This window comes from Pseudomonas sp. HD57-3 (assembly GCF_056113135.1).
Genome location: NZ_CM148568.1, coordinates 5731730 through 5749520, shown reverse-complemented (window position 1 = coordinate 5749520; position 17791 = coordinate 5731730). Strand labels below are relative to the sequence as shown.

Below are 17791 nucleotides of genomic sequence, written 5' to 3'. Positions count from 1 at the left end.
TCAGTCCTTGGTGACCCGGTTGATTTCTTCAAGGCTGGTGATGCCTTGCATGGCCTTGATCAGGCCCGAGGTGCGCAGGTCGTTGAAGCCGTCCCGGCGCATCTGGGTATCGATTTCCAGTGAGTTGCCCTCGGCCATGATCAGCCGTTGCAGCTCGGGGGTGTTCTTCACCACTTCATAAATCCCCACGCGACCCTTGTACCCGCCGTTGCAGTGATCGCAACCAGAGGGCTCATAGATCGTGAAATGGCCGATGCGTTCCTCGGGGAAACCTTCCTTGATCAGGGTCTCCCGGGGGATCTCGATGAGTTTCTTGCAGTGGCTACAGAGTTTTCGCGCCAGGCGCTGGGCAATGATCAGGCTCACCGAGGTCGCGATGTTGAAGCCGGGAATGCCCATGTTGTGCAGGCGGGTCAGCGTTTCTGCTGCGCTGTTGGTGTGCAGGGTAGACAACACGAGGTGCCCGGTCTGGGCGGCCTTGATCGCGATTTCGGCGGTTTCGAGGTCGCGGATCTCGCCGACCATGATCACGTCCGGGTCCTGACGCAGGAACGAGCGCAGGGCCTGGGCAAAGTCCAACCCCTGACGTGGATTGACGTTGACCTGGTTGATGCCTTCCATGTTGATCTCCACCGGGTCTTCGGCGGTGGAGATGTTGATGTCGACGGTATTGAGGATGTTCAGCCCGGTGTACAGCGACACGGTTTTGCCCGAACCGGTGGGGCCGGTTACCAGAATCATGCCTTGCGGCTGCTTGAGGGCGGCCATGTACAGGTCTTTCTGCTCCGGCTCGTAACCGAGGGCATCGATGCCGATCTGGGCACTGGACGGGTCGAGGATCCGCATCACCACTTTCTCGCCCCAGAGCGTGGGCAGGGTGTTGACCCGGAAATCGATCGATTTGCTCTTCGACAGACGCATCTTGATCCGCCCGTCCTGGGGTTTGCGCCGTTCTGAAATGTCGAGGCTGGCCATGACCTTCAGGCGCGCGGCAATGCGCCCGGCGAGCTGAATCGGCGGCTTGGCCACTTCGCGCAGGATGCCGTCGGTACGCACCCGCACCCGATAGTTCTTTTCGTAAGGCTCGAAATGCAGGTCGGATGAGCCGCTCTTGATCGCGTCCAGCAGCATCTTGTGTACGAAGCGCACCACCGGGGCATCGTCGGCGTCGATCCCGCCAAGTGTGTCCTGTCTGCTGTCGTCGGCCGACTCGATGTCCAGGCCGTCGAGGTCGACATCGGCCATCTCTTCCAGGCCGGTGGCGTGGGTGTCGAAGAATTTTTCGATGGCGTCGGTGAGCTTGTCGTCCTCGACCAGAATGGCTTCGGTGCTCAGCCCGGTGCTGAACTGAATGTCATTGATCGCCTGATGGTTGCTCGGGTCGGAAATCCCCACGAACAGTTTGTTCCCGCGCCGCCAGAGGGGCAGGGCGTGGTGCTGGCGCACCAGTTTTTCACTGACCAGGCCCTTGGGCTGGGTTTCCTTGTCGAGGCAGTTGAGGTCGAGAAATGCCATGCCGAAATGCTCCGAGGCTATTTCGGCGACCTGCCAGCTCTTCACCAGTTTGTTCTGCACCAGGTAACTGACCAGCGACAGGCGATTGCGCTGCGCCTGTTGCCAGGCTTGCTGGGCACTCTTTTCCGTGAGCAATTCGGCCTGGACCAGTTGTTTGGCCAGACCGCTCAGAGCGATGTCATTCATGGGGTTTCCACATGCTTGCCGTTCATGACTTATAGCCTAGTCAAGTGACAGCGCCAAACACCCGGGGTGCAGGTGACAAAAAGTGTCAGATAGTGCGGTTACGGGTTGTAGGAATCGGCACGACGTCCGGTTCATACCCAGCAGGCCGGGGCTGCGAGCGCTTGGCACGGGCTGTGCTGAGTCCTGTTCAGATCATGAGATTCCGACTCATGCATGGAGCGTGTCTATGAAGAAACAACAAGGTTTCACTCTGATCGAGCTGCTGATCGTTGTGGCGATCATCGGGATTCTGGCGACAATTGCCTTGCCGCAGTATTCCAAATATCAGGCGCGGGCCAAGGTCACGGCGGGGATTGCCGAAGCGTCGGCGCTGAAGGTCAACTTTGAAGACGTCATCAATGCAGGCTCTACTGATCCGAGCATTACTAACGTCAATGCGGGTACGACTGCGACACAAAATTGCACGCTGGCGGCGAGCGGTAAAGTTGCCGACGGCACAGGGACCATCACCTGCACCTTGCTCAACGCTCCGGCGCCTGTGTTGGGGCAAACCGTCACCCTGACCCGTACGGCGGCAGCAGGTTGGTCGTGCAAGTTCTCGGGTTCGAAAGACTATTCGACCACCAGTTGCCCGGGCGTTTGATCCACAACGCTTAAAGCTGGCTGCTCTATAAAGAATGCCCCGCGCCGCGGGGCATTTTTTTATGGCTTTCTGTTTAATAAAAGCTTCAATAATTTCAGCGAGTTAGGAACTTTCAGAAAAACCGCAACTTGCATGTCTTTTTGCACAAGGTCATGCAAATTGCATGATTCCGGAAATTTCTATAATTCTTAAGATGTTGATTTATAACGATTTATTGAGTTTTTAAAAGTTGGCACAGCGTTCGCAATATCTCCGGTAACCCTGCTGACAAGACAACCAGCAGACTTTCCAGAAAAACAGGAGTTACTCGTATGAAGAAGTTCGCTATCACTGCCGCTGCTGCTACCGCGCTGACCCTGACCATGGCTTCCGGTGCATTTGCTCAATCGACTCAGACCACTCAGGCGCCAATGACCCTGGCTGCCGGTGAAGTCACCAAGGCTAAAGAAGCTACTTCCGATACCTGGATCACTACCAAAGTCAAAAGCGACCTGGTAACCGAAAAAGGCATTCCTGGTACCGACATCAAAGTCGAAACCAACAAAGGTGTGGTTTCCCTGTCCTCTGAGGTCGCCATCACCGAAGCCCAGAAAACCACCGCAGTGAACATCACCAAGAAAATCAAAGGCGTCAAAGCGGTCTCCGCTGACGGCCTGAAAGCCGAGTAAGGCAAGACTTCTCGCCTGAACCGGGAGAAGACGCGACAGGCGGGCCGAGCAATACGTCTGCCGCACTTTAGAGTTCATGCGAACGGCCACACGGAATGTGGCCATTACAGGCCCCGGCATTCATGTCGGGGCCTGTTCTATTTCAGGGGAGGAAAAAGTGGGGGAGGTCAGTTGCCGCGTTTGCTGTTGATCTGCTTCAGGCGATTGCCTTCAAAACGCAGGTATTGATACATGCCGTTGCTCGGGCCGTAGGTCCATTCCTCGACCTGAAACTCTTCACGACGGTTGGCGCTGCGCTTGTAACCGAGCAGATCGCGACTGACCGGCTCACCGCACTTTTGCAGCACCTCGCTGGCGCGGTCGCCAAGGCTCACCAACTGGCTGCCGCAGCGCAGGGTATCGGACGCCGCAGCCTGGCTGGCGATCAACGCCAGCCCCAGTGCAGTCAGCCACTTTGGGTTCATCACTCGGCATCCAGATGCATTTGTGTCACCACCCGGCCATCGCTTTCCGCTTCGCCGAGGTTGGCGTCGATGAAGTACACGCGATCGTCGGCCAATTGGCCCTTGTCCACCAGGTAATCCTTGATGCTGCTGGCCCGGTCCTGACCGAGCTGGCGCAGCAGCACATCGCTGGAGCTCCAGAACTTGATCACATCGGCGCGCATTTTCGCGGTGCGTTCTTCCTTGCCCAGATCCTTCCATTCGGCCGGTGGCTGGGTTTTCAGGCGAGTGCGGTAGATGCCCTCAAGCAGCGGGCCTTTTTCGTTATCCGGTACCTGAATCAGCGAAGCCTGAGCCGGCACCTTGTCGCCCCGGCGCTGGAGCATCTTGTAGTAGTTGTACTGGTATTCGCGTTCCAGGCGCTGTTCGGCGAGCAACGGACCGTCACTGCTTTTTGCCGCGGTGCCTTCGATTTCCAGACGCAGGGCCGGCCGCTCCTTCAGCGCTTGTGACAGTTTCACCAGCGCCGCTTCGGCATCTTTGCTCAGATCGCTGGAACCCGGTGCGAAGGACACGGTGCCGAGGTCTTCCGAGCCACCACCACTGACCAGTCCGCCAATCAGCTTGAACGGTGCGGCGGCGGCCTTGACGATCAGGTTGCGCAGGGTCTGCCAGACAATCGGCATCACGCTGAACTGCGGGTTGTTCAGATCTCCGGTCACCGGCAGCTCGATTGAGATCTTGCCGTCGACGTCCTTGAGCAGCGCGATCGCCAGTTTCAGCGGCAGGCTCACGGCGTCCGGGCTGTCGACTTTCTCACCCAGTTGCAGTTGCTCGACCACCACCTTGTTCTCGGCTTTGAGCTGGCCCTTGGTGATCAGGTAATGCAGGTCGAGGTTGAGCCGGCCCTTGCGGATCCGGTAGCCGGCGAACTTGCCGGAGTAGGGCGTCAGGGTGGTCAGCTCGACCCGTTTGAAACTGGTGGCGATGTCGAGGCTGGCCATCGGATCGAACGGGTTGACCGCGCCCTTGATGGTCACCGGCGCATAGCGGTCGACCTTGCCTTTGACGTCGACGCTGGCGGGCTTCGCCTGACGGCTGTCGATGGTGCCGATCTGGCCGTTGAGCTGCTGGATCGCGGTGGCAAAGTTCGGGGTCAGGCTGAAGTCGGCGAAGTTGGCCGAGCCGTCGTTGATCGCGATGCCGCCGATGTGAATGCCCAGCGGTTTGTCATTGCTCGCCGGTTTCGCCGCAGCGGTCTTCGCCCCGGAATCGGCCGGTTGCGGGATCAACAGGTCGTCGATGTTGGTGGTGCGGTCATCGTTGATCATGAACCGCGCATACGGCTGGAACAGGTTGACCTTGTCGATCGACAGGCTGTCGCCGTGCTGATAGTTCAGGCCTTCGACCACCACTTGCTGCCACTTGAGGAAGTCGCGGGTTTTCAGGGTGTCGAGGGTGTGCAACTGATCGACCTGAGCGCGACCGGTGACGCTGAGGGCCAGCGGGTCAGTGCTTTTCAGGTTCACTTTCAGGTCGCTGCCGAGCATGCCGCTGCGTAGTTCGAGGCGAATGAACGGGTTGATGTAGGACTGGGCGACCCGCAGGTCGATGTCCTGGGTTTTCACGTTGAGCTGCGCGGTGACCGGGGCCAGATTGACCACGCCGTCGGCGCTGATCTTGCCTTGCTTGCCCAGCCCGCTGTCGAGTTTTAGGTTGAAAGGCGAGCCGTTGAGGCTGTCGAAATTTTGCAGATCGACGTTCAGCGGGGTGACATCCAGGGTGACTTCGGGCTTCGCCGAGCGGTCGGCCAGATGCACTTTATAGTCACGCAGTTGCACGTCCTTGAGCAGCACTTGCCATGGCTTGCTCGGCGCGGTCGGCTCGGGTTTCGGCGAATCCGCCGCGGCTGGTGTGCTTGCCGGTTCCGCCGCTGCTTTGGCGGCAGGTTTCGATGGCTGGCTGGCAAACAGTTTCTGCCAGTCCAGTTGTCCATCCGCTTCAAGCGCAGCCCAGGTTTCCAGTTTCTGGCTGCGGATCTTGCCGACCACCACTTGCTGTTTGGCCAGGTCCACGGTGGTGTCGCTGACGTCGAGACGCTCGAGTTTCGCCAGCTGCCGTCCGTCCGGCGCCTTGATGGCGAACGGCGCGATGTTGACCGCGACGTTGCTCAGCAGCAGTTCGGTTTCCTTGGACAGGTTGAGCTTGTAGTCGGTGCTCAGGCTGACGACACCCTCTTCCAGCACCAGTGGCACGGCGTCGCGCACGTAGGGCCAGAAGGCTTTCATCTTGCCGTCGGTGATCTTGAGGGTGCCTTCGGAGGCGATCGGAACCAGGCTGAAATTGCCTTTCCAGTCGATCTGCCCACCGGCCGGGCCGATCGCGACGAGGGTCATGTCGGCGTTGTCTTCAGGCAGGGTGCTGAGGTTTTTCAGCTCGAAATCGAGCTTGTCGTAAACGAATTCGATCGGCTCGCTGGGACGCGCATCCACAAAATGCAGGTTGCCGCCGGCCAGCTGGATCCGGTCGATGCGCAGCGGAAACGGTTTGGCGTCGGGATCGGCGGGGGTTGGCTCGCTGGCCGGGAGCTTGAACAGACCTAGAAGGTTGAGTTGGCCGTCCTTGGCGAACAGGATCTCGGTCTTGGATTTTTCCAGTTCGATATCGGACAGATGCAGGGCTTTGGTCCACAGGCTGTCGAGTTGCAGGTTGGCGTACAGACGTTCGAAGCCGACCTGTTCTTTGCCCGGCTCGCCGATCACCAGGCCCCACAGCGTGAGTTCAAGGCTGAACGGGTTGAGTTCGATGCGCTGCAGATGCGCCGGCACCGTGGCGTAGTTGGCCAGTTGCTGATTTACCACCCTGAGCGCAATGCCCGGCAAAATCAGGAACCCCAGCAGGCTGTAGAGGGCCAGGGCAGTCAACAGGGCGCCAATCGCGCGAATCAATCCTTTGGGCATGTGCGGCTTCATCTGTCTGAATCGGAGTGCCTTGGAGTATGGCACGCGATTCCGGTTCCGAAGTACATCGCGCGAGACAGGATTGTTCAGATTTGTCTGCAATTTCTGTAGGAGCTTCCGAAGGCTGCTCCTGCAGGGGTAAGGATCAGAACTGCAAAATCAGTGTCTTCAACGGCGGTTGTTGATCCCGCGAAGGGAAGTCGGCACCTGGCGTCATCACGCTCCATTCACGCACCGGCCGCCCGGCTTTTTCGGCGCAGCGCAGCACCTGTTCGCGCCAGTCATCCATGCTGACTTTCGCCAGATTGTTGCAGCAGATCAGCACGCCATTCTCGGCGGTGGTCAGCAGGGCCGGCTTGAGCAGGCTTTGATAATCGCGCAGCAGGTCGACGGTGCCGAACGCACTCTTGGCCCATGCGGGCGGGTCGAGCAGCACGAGGTCGTACTGGCGCTGTTCGAGGCGCTGATAGCTCGGCAGTTTCTGCCCGCGACGCTGACTGATCGGCAGGCCGGCCAGTTGGCGGATCGCCGGGAAGTAGTCGGACTGGATGAAGTCCATGGTTGGCAGTTGCGGATTGAGCAAACCATTCTCGCGCCCCACCGCCAGATTGCCCTCGGCGAAATCCAGGTTGCACACTTCGCGTGCACCGCCAGCCGCTGCGCTCAGACCGACGCCGCAGGTGTAGGCAAACAGGTTGAGCACGCTTTTGCCCTTGGCGTGATCCTTGACCCAGCCGCGGGTGTTGCGCAGGTCGAGGAACAGCAGCGGATCCTGCCCAGCGTGGCGTCCGCGCACACGATAATTCAGGCCCCATTCGTGGCCGACCAGATCGGCCAGCGCGGCGTCGTCGGCGCGGTAGACGCTGTCTTCACGATCGATCCGCGAGTTGCCACGGGAGCGGTCGTTGTAGACCAGCAGGGTTTCAAGGCCCAGGGTCTGGTTGACCATGGCGTGCAGTTGCAGCAGGTCTTCGCGCGCCAGGGTCTGGTGGAAACTTTGCACCATCAGTTGCGGGCCGTAGCGGTCGATGGTCAGGCCGCCGGCGCCTTCCTGGCTGCCGTGGAACAGCCGATAGCAGTCGGTGCCCTGACTGTGCAGCTCGGCGAGCAGATCCTGGCGTTGATCGAGGGCGGCGCGCAGCGCCAGGTTCAAGGAAGACATGCGGGCGCCTTGCTGGAGGGAATCGGGGCGCGGGAGTTTAGCAGCAACTCGGCTGCAAGCGGCGAGCTTCAGGCTTGAGGCTCGCCGCTTGCAGCTGCGCTTACTGGTTCAAGCGTTTATCGATCAAACCCTGCACCACGCTCGGATCCGCCAGCGTCGAGGTGTCGCCGAGGCTGTCGAGTTCGTTGCAGGCGATCTTGCGCAGGATTCGCCGCATGATCTTGCCCGAGCGGGTCTTCGGCAGGGCCGGGGCCCACTGGATCAGGTCCGGTTTGGCGAAGCTGCCGATTTCCTTGCTGACGTGGGTCAGCAGTTCCTTTTTCAGCTCGTCGTTGGGCTCGGTGCCGTTCATCGGTGTGACGAACGCATAAATCCCCTGACCTTTGACATCGTGGGGATAACCGACCACGGCGGCCTCGGCGATGCTGTCGTGCAGCACCAGCGCACTTTCCACCTCGGCGGTGCCGATACGATGGCCGGAGACATTGATCACGTCATCGATGCGCCCGGTGATCCAGTAATCGCCGTCCTCGTCGCGGCGGGCGCCGTCGCCGGTGAAGTAGTAACCGGGATAGGGCTTGAAGTAGGTGTCGACCATGCGCTGCGGATCGCCGTAGACGCTTCGGATCTGTGCCGGCCAGCTCGACTTGATCGCCAGCACGCCGCTGCCGGCGCCTTTGATTTCCTTGCCGTGCTCATCGAGCAGCACCGGTTGCACGCCGAACATCGGCTGGGTGGCGCAGCCCGGTTTGATTCGCTGGGCGCTGACCAGCGGGCTGAGCATGATGCCGCCGGTTTCGGTCTGCCACCACGTATCGACTATCGGGCAGCGCTGTTCGCCGACCACGTTGAAATACCATTCCCACGCTTCCGGGTTGATCGGCTCACCGACACTGCCGAGCAATCTGAGGCTTTGTCGCGAAGTTTCCTGCAAGGGGCCGGCGCCTTCACGCATCAACGCGCGCAGGGCGGTGGGGGCGGTGTAGAAGATGTTGACCTTGTGTTTGTCGATCACCTGCCAGAACCGCGAAGTGCTCGGGTAGCTCGGCACGCCTTCGAAGATCAGTGTGGTGGCGCCGTTGGCCAGCGGGCCGTAGACGATATAGCTGTGGCCGGTGACCCAGCCGACGTCGGCGGTGCACCAGAACACTTCGCCGTCGCGATAGTCGAGCACGTACTTGAAGGTCATCGCCGCTTGCAGCAGGTAACCGCCGGTGGTGTGCAGTACGCCCTTGGGTTTGCCGGTGCTGCCGGAGGTATAGAGGATGAACAGCGGGTCTTCTGCGTCCATCGGTTCCGGCGGGCAATCGTCGCTGACGTCGCGCACGGCCTGGTGATACCAGAGGTCGCGGCCTTCGACCCAGTCGACTTTGTTCTGGGTGCGCTCGACCACCACGACGGTGCTGACATTCGGACAACTCTGCAGGGCTTTGTCGACGTTCTGTTTCAGCGGCACGAATTTGCCACCGCGCACGCCCTCGTCGGCGGTGATCACGGTGCGGCAGTCGGCGTCGAGAATGCGGTCGCGCAATGAGTCCGGGGAGAAACCGCCAAACACTACCGAGTGAATCGCGCCGATCCGTGCGCAGGCGAGCATGGCGTAGGCGGCTTCGGGGATCATCGGCATGTAGATGCACACCCGGTCGCCTTTTTTCACGCCACGGCTTTTCAGCACGTTGGCCAGGCGGCAGACGTGGTGATGGAGTTTGCTGTAGGTGATTTGCGTCGATTCGGCGGGGTCGTCGCCTTCCCAGAGGATGGCGGTCTGATCGCCGCGCGTTTCCAGATGGCGGTCGATGCAGTTGTAGCTGACGTTCAGCTTGCCACCGGCAAACCAGGCGGCGTCGCCGGTCTTCAGGTCATAGCGCTGGACGGTCTGCCACGGCGTGCTCCAGTCGAGGAAGCGGGTGGCCTGTTCGGCCCAGAAGGTGCTGGGGTGTTCAATGGATTCGCGGTACAGGTGCTGGTAGTCGTCCTGACTCAACTGTGCAGCCCGGCGGACGGCATCGGCTTTGGGGAACGTGCTGATATCGAACATGACGGTTCCTTATTCTTGTTGTGCGACAAGGATAAAGATGCGCCGAGAGCGGTGAGGGTTCAATACCTGTAAACAAACACCCCCTCATGGCGAGGGGGTGTGTTCAGGGCTGGATCAGCCGCGGTGACGGCCGCGGAAGTAGTTGATCAGGCCTTGGGTGGACGGGTCTTCAGCGGCGGTTTCTTCGCTGCCGACCAGACGGTTGTAGACGCCCTTGCCCAGTTCCTTGCCCAGTTCCACGCCCCACTGGTCGAAGGCGTTGATGCCCCAGACCACGCTTTGCACGAAGACTTTGTGTTCGTACATCGCCACCAGTGCGCCGAGACGACGCGGGCTGATGCGCTCGACCACGATGGTGTTGCTCGGACGGTTGCCCGGGATCACCTTGTGCGGTGCGATTTTCTGCACCTGGTCTTCGCTCATGCCTTTGTCGCGCAGTTCCGCTTCGGCTTCCGGCAGGGTCTTGCCGAGCATCAGCGCCTGGCTCTGCGACAGGCAGTTGGCGTACAGCCACTGGTGGTGGTCGGAGACCGGGTTGAAGCTGACGATCGGCACAATGAAGTCGGCCGGAATCAGTTGGGTGCCTTGGTGCAGCAACTGGTGGTAAGCGTGCTGACCGTTGCAGCCGACGCCGCCCCAGATCACCGGGCCGGTATCGGTCGACACCGGGGTGCCGTCCTGACGTACGCTCTTGCCGTTGGATTCCATGTCCAGCTGTTGCAAGTGCTTGGTGATGTTACGCAGGTAGTGGTCGTACGGCAGGATCGCGTGGCTTTGCGCGCCCCAGAAGTTGCCGTACCACACGCCGAGCAGGGCCAGCAGTACCGGCATGTTCTGTTCGAACGGCGCGCTCTGGAAATGCTGGTCCATGGTGTAGGCACCGGACAGCAGCTCCTTGAAGTTGGACATGCCGATGGCCAAGGCGATTGGCAGGCCGATGGCCGACCACAGCGAGTAACGACCGCCGACCCAGTCCCACATCGGGAAGATGTTTTCTTCGCGGATACCGAAGGCCACGGCGGCGGCATTGTTGCTCGATACGGCGATGAAGTGGCGATACAGCTCGGCTTCCGAACCGCCCTGAGCCAGGTACCAGGCACGTGCGGCCTGGGCGTTTTTCAGGGTTTCGAGGGTGTTGAACGATTTCGACGAAACGATGAACAGTGTGGTCTCGGCGCGCAGTTTCTGCGTCAGCTCGTGGAATTCGCTGCCGTCGATGTTCGCCAGATAGTGGCAACGCACGCCTTTCTGGGCGTAGGACAGCAGGGCTTCGGAGACCAGCTCGGGGCCGAGGAACGAGCCACCGATGCCGATGTTCACAACGTCAGTGATCGGCTTCTCGGTGTAGCCGCGCCACAGACCGTCGTGGATGCGGCCCACGAGATCGGTGATCTGGTTCAGCACCTTGTGTACTTCAGGCATCACGTTGACGCCGTTGACCGACAGCTTGTCGCCGACCGGGCGACGCAGGGCGGTGTGCAGCGCCGGGCGGCCTTCGGAGGAGTTGACGATTTCGCCGTCGAACAGCGCCTTGATCGCGCCCTTGAGATCGACTTCATTGGCCAGACCCACCAGCAGGTTGCGGGTCTCGGCGTTGATCAGATTCTTCGAATAGTCGAGAAACAGTCCGCAGCTGCTGAGAGTGAACTGATTGAAGCGCTGCGGATCGGCGTTGAAGGCTTCGCGCATGCTGAAATCCTGCATGGCTTGGCGGTGATCTTTCAACGCTTGCCAGGCAGGCAGAGCGGTAACGTCATGAGGAGTGCGGTAGTACGCCATCGCTGCGGTTTTCCTTTTTACTTGAACGGCCTTTTGAACTCTGAAAAGACCTCCCCGCCATGTTTGGGCGAGGGGGCAACTGCGTCGACACGATTACTTTGGCGCAGGGCGAATACAGTAAACCCAGCGCCGCGATCTGTCTTGGCTTTGTCTGACCTGTTTTCGGTACTTTTTTAACATTGATAACAGACGGGGCCGACAAACGGCGGGTAATGCGAGCAGTCCCTGCTATTGGTGTCGAGTCGAACGGCGGGCAGTTTGCCCGATGGGCAGGTGCTCAGCAATACGGTCTGGAAGTGCGTGCAGACGCTGTGGGAGCGGGGTTGCTCCCACAGCGTTTGCCGGTGTTCAGGCGGGGATATCGAGATTCAGGTGCAGGTTGTCGATCAACCGGGTGGTGCCGAGGAAGGCCGCGACCAGAATCACCAGATCGCGATCGTCCGCCGTTGCCGGACGCAGGGTCAGGGCGTGGCGGATTTCCAGGTAGTCAGGACGCAGGCCGGCGGCTTCCAGTTGCTGGCGTTGCGCCTGGATCAGGGCAGGGAAGTCGCGTTCACCCTGCTTGATAGACTCGGCAATGCTGCTCAGGGTGCGATAGACCACCGGCGCCACGGCGCGCTGTTCTTCACTGAGGAATCCGTTGCGCGACGACAGCGCCAGACCGTCGGCGGCGCGTACGGTCGGTTCGCCAATGATCTGGATCGGCATGTTCAGGTCGTGCACCAGCGCGCGGATCACCGCCAGTTGCTGGAAGTCTTTCTGGCCGAAGATCGCCAGGTCCGGCTGGACCATGTTGAACAGCTTGCTGACTACCGTCGCCACGCCTTCGAAATGCCCCGGACGGCTGGCGCCGCACAGGCCTTCGGACAGTTGGGGCACGCTGACCCGGGTCTGGCCGGCCATGCCGTCGGGGTACATTTCCTCGACGGTCGGGGCGAACAGCAGATCGCATCCGGCTTCCAGCAGTTTTTCCTGATCCGCCGCCAGGGTGCGCGGGTACTTGTCGAGGTCTTCGCCGGCGCCGAACTGCAGTGGGTTGACGAAAATGCTCGCGACCACGAAGTCCACACGCTGGGTGGCCTTGGTGATCAGGGCAATGTGGCCGCTGTGCAGGTTGCCCATGGTCGGCACGAAGCCGATGCGCTTGCCTTCACTGCGGGCGCGCGCCACGGCGGCGCGCAGTTCACGTACGGTTTTGACGGTGTTCATGCAGAGAATCCGTGTTCGATTCCGGGGAAAGTGATGGCTTTGACTTCACTGACGTAAGCTTTCAGCGCGGACTGGATGCTGTCCTGACCCTGCATGAAGTTCTTCACGAATTTCGGCACGCGGCCGCTGATCGACAGGCCGAGCATGTCGTGCAGTACCAGCACCTGACCGTCAGTGTCGCTGCCGGCGCCAATGCCGATCACTGGGATCTTCACGGCCTGGCTGATTTCAGCCGCCAGTTCGCTCGGCACACATTCGAGCAGCAGCATGGCTGCACCGGCCTGCTCCAGCGAGATCGCGTCGGCGCGCATCTGGCGTGCCTGGTTCTCGTTGCGGCCTTGCACTTTATAGCCACCGAGAATGTTCACGGCTTGCGGGGTCAGGCCCATGTGGGCGCAGACCGGCACACCGCGTTCGGCCAGCAGGCGGATCGAGTCCGCCAGCCACAAGGCGCCTTCGACCTTGACCATGTGTGCGCCGGCCTGCATCAGCAGGGCGCTGTTGGTCATGGTTTGCTCGAGGGTGGCGTTGGCCATGAACGGCAGGTCGGCCAGGATCAGGGCATCAGAGTTGCCGCGTTTGACGCTGGCAACGTGGTAGGCCATTTCTGCGGTGGTCACCGGCAGGGTGCTGTCGTGACCCTGCAGGACCATGCCGAGGGAGTCGCCCACCAGCAGCACTTCGACACCGGCCTCGTTGCAGGCGTGGGCGAAGGTCGCGTCATAGCAGGTCAGCATGGTGATCTTTTCACCTTTCTGCTTGAGGCTCTGGAGCGTGGTCAGGGTGATGGCTGGCATGTAAGAAATCCTCGTTCAGGCGCTTTGGAAACTACTGCGAGTAACGCGCGTGATTCGTCATCTATTCAGGCGCACGCTCTTTTGTCGTGCTTATAAGGCCTGGATTGCGCCCTTGTATGCCGGGTTGGCGGCAGCGGGACGCCTATAGTCGTGATGAGGCCTCAGGAAGTCAATTGCATGTGTTACCGCATTGTTACGAGGGGAGTGTTACCGGCGTTACTGATGCGATTCAGCGGGCCGGCGGGCCTGATCTGCGGGGTTTTTGTCCTACAAGAACGCAAAATGCGGGAGCCGGTTGGCTCCCGCATCAGCGGTGTGTGTCAGGCGTGAGAGAGGCGTTCGAGGCCGACGAACGGGCAGGCTGCGAGAAGATCGGCAAGGGTGCGGCCATCGGCCAGACTCAGATCTTCGGGCGCCAGTTCGGCCAGCGGATAGAGAACGAACGCGCGTTCCTGCATGTGGTAATGCGGGACTTTCAGGCGCGGTTCATCGATCAGGCGATCACCGAACAGCAGAATGTCCAGATCCAGCGTGCGCGGGCCCCAGCGCTCCAGGCGTTCGCGGCCCTGATCGTTTTCGATGGCTTGCAGGGCGTCGAGCAGTTCCAGCGGGGCAAGTGTGCTGTCGAGTGCGGCAACCGCGTTGGTGTAACGCGGTTGGCCCGGCAGCAGCGAGTCGCTCTGGTAGAAGGCAGACACGCCGACCAGTTCGGTGTCGGGCAATTGCCCCAGCGCGTCGACCGCGCTGCGCAGTTGTTCGGCCGGGTCAGCCAGGTTGCTGCCCATGCCGATGTAGATGCGTTCCATGCCTTATTCGCCCGTGGCGCTCGGTGCGCCAGCGCGTTTGCGTTTGGAACCGCTGCTGCGGCGACGCTTGCGCGGTGCGCCACTGGCGTCATCACCCTTGCCGCTGAGGTCGCGGATCATGTCGCGACGTTCGCTGTCGTTGGCGTCCTGATAATCGGTCCACCATTCGCCCAGGCCATCGGTCTGCTCACCGGCGCTCTCACGCAGCAGCAGGAAATCGTAGCCGGCGCGGAAGCGCGGATTGTCCAGCAGCAGGTCGGCACGTTTGCCGCTGCGGCGTGGCAGACGTTCCTGCATGTCCCAGATCTCGCGGATCGGCATGGTGAAGCGTTTTGGAATCGCGATGCGCTGGCACTGTTCGGCGATCAGTTCGTGAGCGCCTTCCTGCATGGCCGGAATCGGCGGCATGCCGCGCTCTTGCAGACGCAACACACGGGCCGGCAGGGCAGGCCACAGCAGCGCGGCGAACAGGAACGCCGGGGTTACCGGTTTGTTCTGCTTGATCCGCAGGTCGGTGTTGGTCAGTGCTTCGCTGATCAGCGTGTGGGTGTATTCCGGGTTGTGTTCCAGCGCATCGGCACTGGCCGGGAACAGCGGCGCGAACAGTTGCAGGTCGACCAGCATCTCGAAGGTGATGGCACCGTGACCGGAGAGGAACAGCTTGAGCACTTCCTCGAACAGGCGGGCCGACGGAATCTCGCGCAGCATTGGCGCCAGTTCGCGGATCGGCTGGACGGTGTGCTTCTCGATACCGAAATTGAGCTTGGCGGCGAAACGCACGGCCCGCAGCATCCGCACCGGGTCTTCCTGGTAACGTTGTTTCGGGTCGCCGATCAGGCGGATCAGGTGATTGCGGATGTCGTGCACGCCGTTGGCGTAGTCGAGGATGCGCTCGCTGACGGGGTCGTAATACAGGGCGTTGATGGTGAAGTCGCGGCGTTGCGCGTCTTCTTCCAGGGTGCCGTAGACGTTGTCGCGCAGAATGCGCCCGCTCTCGTTGCGCGAAGACTGGTTGCTGTCTTCGTCGTCTTCGTTTTGCGGGTGATTGGCGCGGAAGGTCGCGACTTCAATGATTTCGCGACCGAAATGGATGTGTACCAGCTTGAAGCGGCGACCGATGATCCGCGCATTGCGGAATTCGGCACGAACCTGCTCGGGGGTGGCGCTGGTGGCGACGTCGAAGTCTTTGGGCGTGATGCCCAGCAGCATGTCTCGCACGCAACCGCCAACCAGGTAGGCCTGGTAGCCGGCGCCCTGCAGACGTTCGACGATGTTGACCGCGTAACGGCTGAATTGCGCCTTCTGCAGCGAGTGTTGGCCGCTGTTGAGGACTTCAGGCGTGCTACGGATGTGTTGCGTACGACGCAGGGGAGTTCGGAATGACTGGAACAGCTTCTTCAGCATGGGATGCACTGTTTGAAGGAATGTTCGGCCATACCAGAGAATGACCGCATGATGGGCCGGGATTCTAGCATTTAGTCGAGGGATGGTGTAGGACGCTGCCGTTTTGCGCTGCAAGCCGCAGGCTAGAGGGGGTGAAGATACGTCAGAAGGGGGGATTTGCCGTGAAGGAGAAACTACAAGGGGAGCCGAAGCTCCCCAAGAAGTAGTTGCGTGCTCTTTTTATTATTGATTCGGGCTTCTTGTTTTTGTTGAGTGCCCTCGCCATGAAGCTTTTCCTTCATGACCCTCCCAATCGGGAGCCAAGAGCAAACGGATTGCTTTGGTCGCTGTGTTGCAGTGATCTTGCGATCCAACCAGTACAGGCTCTGTCTTAAGACAGTTTTTGTTGTTCTCGGCCTGGTCGTGGGGCTAGCCCCAAATACAACGCCTCTCCAAAAGAATCAGTTAGCTGCGCCTCTCGCCGTCTTGTTTTTATTGTGCGTGAGTCGATTCGTCTTATTTTTATTGTCTTGTGCATTGCTTGTTATTGTTCTTGTACCAAACATATAGCAGGTGCCGTGCCAACTTTTGCGAACCCCAATAAAACAAGGGGTTAGGTCGATATAACCGTTTTCGCAGGGCGAAAAAAAGCCGGGGTTTCGTTACCGATAACCCCGGCTTCTGTTACGTGAAAAGACTGAGGTAACAGTTTTTTCACATCCTCAACCGTTACCCGCCCACTCGACAGGTAACGTTCAGCTCTCGCTGGCGACCCCGGTCTTGCGCCGTGGAATGCCCAGACGCTGACGGCGTTCCCACAGGCATTTGCGGCTGACGCCCAGTTTGCGCGCCAGTTCGGTCTCGGTCATGTGGTCCTGATGCTCGAGTACGAAATGCTGGAAGTAGTCTTCCAGTGACAGGTCTTCAGTCGGTTCGTGGCTGCTGTTGCTGGCGTTACCGGGCTGTTGAGCCGGCAGACCGATGAATTCGTCGTCCTCCAGGTCGCCCAGCTCGATGTCGATGCCCAGCAGGTCGGCAGAGATTTCCGGGCTTTCGCTCAGAATCACCGCGCGCTCGACGGCGTTTTCCAACTCCCGCACGTTACCCGGCCAGGAATAGTGCCGGATCGCCTGTTCGGCATCGGCGGCAAATTTCAGGTCGGTGCGGTTGATGCGGGCGCTCTGGCGAGCAAGAAACGCATTGGCGATTTCGTTGACGTCGGCGCCACGCTCGCGCAGGGCCGGCAGTTTCAACGCGATCACATGAAGGCGATAGTACAAGTCTTCACGGAACTGACCGATTTTCGCCAGGCTCTTGAGGTCCCGGTGGGTTGCAGCAATCAACCGGACATCGACCTTCTGCGACTGCACGGAACCAACCCGGCGAATTTCGCCTTCCTGCAATACGCGCAACAGGCGAGCCTGGGCTTCCAGTGGCAATTCACCGATCTCGTCGAGGAACAGCGTGCCGCCGTCCGCCGCTTCCACCAGACCGGCGCGACCGGCGCTGGCACCGGTGAACGCACCTTTCTCGTGACCGAACAGTTCGGACTCGATCAGGCTTTCCGGGATGGCTGCGCAGTTCACCGAGATCATCGGCGCCTTGGCGCGTTTCGACAGGTTGTGCAGGGCACGGGCCACCAGTTCTTTACCGGTACCGGATTCGCCCTGGATCAGCACATTGGAATCGGTCGGAGCCACTTTACGGATCTTGCCGTAAAGGTCCTGCATCGGCGGGCACGAGCCGATGATGCCGATTTCGCCATTGCTGTTGTCGATGGCGGATTTGCCGTTGCCATTGGCCGATTTGGCAGGAGCTGCTTCGCCGGCAGCAGGCGCCGACTGGCGATCGCGCAGGATCCGCGCGACAGCCTGAAGCATTTCATCGTGGTCGAAAGGCTTGGCGATGTAATCCACCGCGCCCATCTTCATCGAGTCGACCGCCGAGCGCAGGCTGGCGTAGCTGGTCATGATCAGCACCGGCGTGCCCTGGCCGAGCTTGATCAGTTCGGTGCCCGGAGCACCCGGCAGACGCAGGTCGCTGACGATCAGATCGAATGTGGGAATACTGAAGCGTTCTTGTGCTTCCTGCACTGAACCGGCTTCGCTGACCTGGTACTGGTTGCGTTCCAGCAGGCGGCGCAAGGCGGAGCGGATAATGGTTTCGTCTTCGACGATCAAAATGTGCGGCATTGATTCGATA

Annotated in this window: 13 protein-coding genes; 2 read left to right on the top strand and 11 right to left on the bottom strand. The window is 60.4% G+C overall.

Annotated features, from left to right (window positions below; translation table 11 throughout):
- Positions 1-1701, bottom strand: a complete 1701-nt coding sequence (pilB, locus tag AC0R79_RS26045; RefSeq protein WP_474732265.1) for a type IV-A pilus assembly ATPase PilB — start codon at positions 1699-1701, stop codon at positions 1-3.
- Between the two features lie 226 nt (positions 1702-1927).
- Between pilB and AC0R79_RS26040 the strand changes: the two genes are divergently transcribed.
- Both AC0R79_RS26040 and AC0R79_RS26035 read left to right on the top strand, forming a co-directional pair.
- Positions 1928-2344, top strand: a complete 417-nt coding sequence (locus tag AC0R79_RS26040) for a pilin (RefSeq protein ID WP_011335978.1) — start codon at positions 1928-1930, stop codon at positions 2342-2344.
- A gap of 311 nt (positions 2345-2655) precedes the next feature.
- On the top strand, positions 2656-3012 hold the full coding sequence (locus tag AC0R79_RS26035; protein WP_085608680.1) for a BON domain-containing protein: 357 nt from the start codon (positions 2656-2658) through the stop codon (positions 3010-3012).
- A gap of 167 nt (positions 3013-3179) precedes the next feature.
- Here AC0R79_RS26035 and AC0R79_RS26030 read toward each other — a convergent pair whose 3' ends face one another.
- The 10 genes from AC0R79_RS26030 to AC0R79_RS25985 all read right to left on the bottom strand — a co-directional run bounded on the left by AC0R79_RS26030 (position 3180) and on the right by AC0R79_RS25985 (position 17781).
- Complete coding sequence (locus AC0R79_RS26030) at positions 3180-3476, bottom strand: DUF2845 domain-containing protein (protein ID WP_375747899.1); 297 nt, start codon at positions 3474-3476, stop codon at positions 3180-3182.
- A complete protein-coding gene (locus AC0R79_RS26025; protein WP_474732262.1) occupies positions 3476-6427 on the bottom strand; it encodes a DUF748 domain-containing protein in 2952 nt (983 codons plus the stop codon). Before AC0R79_RS26025 ends, AC0R79_RS26030 begins: the two co-directional genes overlap by 1 nt.
- Positions 6428-6560: 133 nt before the next feature.
- On the bottom strand, positions 6561-7577 hold the full coding sequence (locus AC0R79_RS26020; protein ID WP_474732259.1) for a class I SAM-dependent rRNA methyltransferase: 1017 nt from the start codon (positions 7575-7577) through the stop codon (positions 6561-6563).
- Between the two features lie 100 nt (positions 7578-7677).
- The gene (gene acs / locus AC0R79_RS26015) at positions 7678-9615 is read right to left on the bottom strand and encodes an acetate--CoA ligase (RefSeq protein ID WP_474732257.1); all 1938 of its coding nucleotides are present in this window, start codon (positions 9613-9615) and stop codon (positions 7678-7680) included.
- A 114-nt stretch (positions 9616-9729) separates the two neighbouring features.
- Positions 9730-11394: a glucose-6-phosphate isomerase gene (gene pgi, locus AC0R79_RS26010; RefSeq protein WP_375747895.1), complete on the bottom strand. Its 1665-nt coding sequence runs from the start codon at positions 11392-11394 to the stop codon at positions 9730-9732.
- A gap of 348 nt (positions 11395-11742) precedes the next feature.
- Positions 11743-12603, bottom strand: a complete 861-nt coding sequence (gene panC, locus AC0R79_RS26005; RefSeq protein ID WP_474732253.1) for a pantoate--beta-alanine ligase — start codon at positions 12601-12603, stop codon at positions 11743-11745.
- Entirely contained in the window at positions 12600-13400 is an 801-nt protein-coding gene (gene panB, locus AC0R79_RS26000; RefSeq protein WP_273897804.1) for a 3-methyl-2-oxobutanoate hydroxymethyltransferase, read from the bottom strand. The genes panC and panB overlap by 4 nt, the downstream gene beginning before the upstream one ends.
- 320 nt (positions 13401-13720) lie before the next feature.
- Entirely contained in the window at positions 13721-14206 is a 486-nt protein-coding gene (gene folK, locus AC0R79_RS25995) for a 2-amino-4-hydroxy-6-hydroxymethyldihydropteridine diphosphokinase (protein ID WP_127799956.1), read from the bottom strand.
- A gap of 3 nt (positions 14207-14209) precedes the next feature.
- A complete protein-coding gene (locus AC0R79_RS25990) occupies positions 14210-15610 on the bottom strand; it encodes a polynucleotide adenylyltransferase PcnB (RefSeq protein ID WP_007959609.1) in 1401 nt (466 codons plus the stop codon).
- A 734-nt stretch (positions 15611-16344) separates the two neighbouring features.
- Entirely contained in the window at positions 16345-17781 is a 1437-nt protein-coding gene (locus AC0R79_RS25985) for a sigma-54-dependent transcriptional regulator (RefSeq protein WP_474732250.1), read from the bottom strand.
- Positions 17782-17791: the final 10 nt, after the last annotated feature.